The following is a 1,050-nucleotide window of genomic DNA, read 5'->3' as shown; positions in this document are numbered from 1 at the left end:
GGCTTTGTTGCGCAAATGCCCAAGGGATTCCGTTCGTGAATCCAGTGGGTTAATGATAGGCGATGAGCAAACCGCCCCGCGCACGCTACCGCACGACGAACTGGAAGTCCTACAACGCAGCGCTGGCACAGAGAGGTTCGCTTCAGGTCTGGTTTGATGCCGGGATGGAATGGCTGTCAGCTCCGACGGGCAAGCGTGGCCGTCAGCCCGTTTTCTCGGATGCCGCGATCCAGGCCTGCCTGACACTGAAGGGAGTGTTCAAGCTGCCCTTACGCCAGACCACTGGCATGGTTGCCAGCCTTCTCGAGATGGCCGGGCTTGATTGGCCGGTGCCGGATTTCAGCACGCTGAGCCGGAGGCAGAAGACCTTGCTTGTCGAGATCCCCTGCCAGCCCAGTTCCGGGCCGTTGCACTTGCTGATCGACAGCACGGGCATCAAAGCCGTTGGAGACGGGGAATGGTGCAGACGCAAGCATGGTCCTTCCAAGCGCCGCCAGTGGCGAAAGGTCCACCTGGGCGTGGACGCCGGATCGCTTGATATCCACGCCATCGAAGTGACTGGAAGCCGGGTTGGCGATGCGCCCATGCTGCCCGAATTGCTGGAGCAGATACCACCCGATCAAGCCATCGCGACCGTCAGCGCCGATGGCGTTTTTGACACCAGGGCCTGTCACGAAGCCATTGCCGCACGCGATGCCTGTGCCATCATTCCCGCCCGCAGTAATGCGCAAGTCTGGCCCGGGAGCACACCGGGCGTTGCCGCCCGCAATGAAATCGTCCGCTCAAGCCGCCGGTTCGGGCGTCCGATCTGGAAGCGATGGAGCGGCTATCACCAGCGCAGTCTGGTCGAAACCAAAATGCATTGTTTCAAGCTGCTGGGGGAACGCATCATGGCTCGAGACTTCGATCGCCAGGTCGCTGAAATGCAAATCCGTGCGGCCATCCTCAACCGCTTCACCGCGCTCGGAACGCCTCAAACTCAGCGCGTCGCGTGACCGAACGCTTTCAAAGGCCAACCGCTACCCGCTGAACGATTTGCGCAACAAAGCC

At 61.1% G+C, this 1,050-nt stretch carries 1 protein-coding gene; it reads left to right on the top strand.

Translation table 11 applies throughout. The features are described from left to right. The first annotated feature begins 62 nt into the window (after positions 1-62). Positions 63-995, top strand: a complete 933-nt coding sequence (locus tag HT136_RS26035; RefSeq protein WP_214202653.1) for an IS5 family transposase — start codon at positions 63-65, stop codon at positions 993-995. Positions 996-1,050: the final 55 nt, after the last annotated feature.

Source organism: Novosphingobium profundi (assembly GCF_018491765.1).
Classification (GTDB): Bacteria; Pseudomonadota; Alphaproteobacteria; order Sphingomonadales; family Sphingomonadaceae; genus Novosphingobium; species Novosphingobium profundi.
The sequence above is the reverse complement of the archived record's forward strand: the minus strand, read 5'-3'. Positions and strand labels throughout refer to the sequence as shown.